This window comes from Rhizobium sp. CF122, assembly GCF_000282035.1.
Taxonomy (GTDB): domain Bacteria; phylum Pseudomonadota; class Alphaproteobacteria; order Rhizobiales; family Rhizobiaceae; genus Rhizobium.
Genome location: NZ_AKKA01000057.1, coordinates 1 through 768, shown reverse-complemented (window position 1 = coordinate 768; position 768 = coordinate 1). Strand labels below are relative to the sequence as shown.

The 768-nt window shown below is 33.7% G+C and carries 1 protein-coding gene; it reads right to left on the bottom strand.

Annotated features, from left to right (window positions below):
* A partial coding sequence (locus PMI09_RS31255; RefSeq protein WP_157213354.1) for an IS3 family transposase occupies positions 1–702 on the bottom strand: 702 nt, incomplete at its 3' end.
* Positions 703–768 lie beyond the last annotated feature (66 nt).

Here is a 768-nt window from a genome sequence, read left to right as displayed (position 1 = left end):
ATTATCTAAGCAGTTTCCTTTTCTTGACATACTTTGTTTGATTCCTTTTTGTTTTAATAAATGCTGGTAATGGCTCATCTGGTACTGCCAGCCTTGGTCAGAATGAAGTATTAAATTTGTATTATCCGGTATTTTCCTAAAGGCTTTTTTCAGCATCATAACTACTTGATTGAACACTGGTTTCTCTGTGAGTTCATAGCTGATTATTTCCCCGTTAAACAAGTCAATTACTGGTGATAAATATAATTTGTTTCCCCCTACGTTGAACTCTGTGATATCGGTTGCCCATTTTTGATTTGGAGCTTCTGCTTTAAAATTTCGTTCTAGTATATTTGGAGCTATTTTACCATTTTCACCTTTATAAGATTTATACTTTTTTACTCTAATAATACTTTTCAGCCCTAATAGATTCATTAATCTGAGAACTGTTTTATGATTGATAAGCAACCCTCTGTTTTGCAGTTCATCGGTTATCCTTCTATAGCCATAACGTCCTTTATGCTTTTGATAAATGACTTTAATCAGTTCTTTAGTTTCTTTATATTTATCAGGTGATTTACTTTGTTTTTGATGATAATAAAAACTGCTGCGCGCCATATTTGCCAGGTTCAGAAGTAATTCCAAACCAAATTTATGCCTTAATTCATTTATGGCTTTGGATTTTTCCTGGCTTGAATTAAGGCTTGAAGCTTTTTTAGCAATTCATTCTCACAGCGAAGTCTCTCGTTCTCTTTTAGTAGCTCTTGCTCTCTTGTCAAGGGCTTGTCT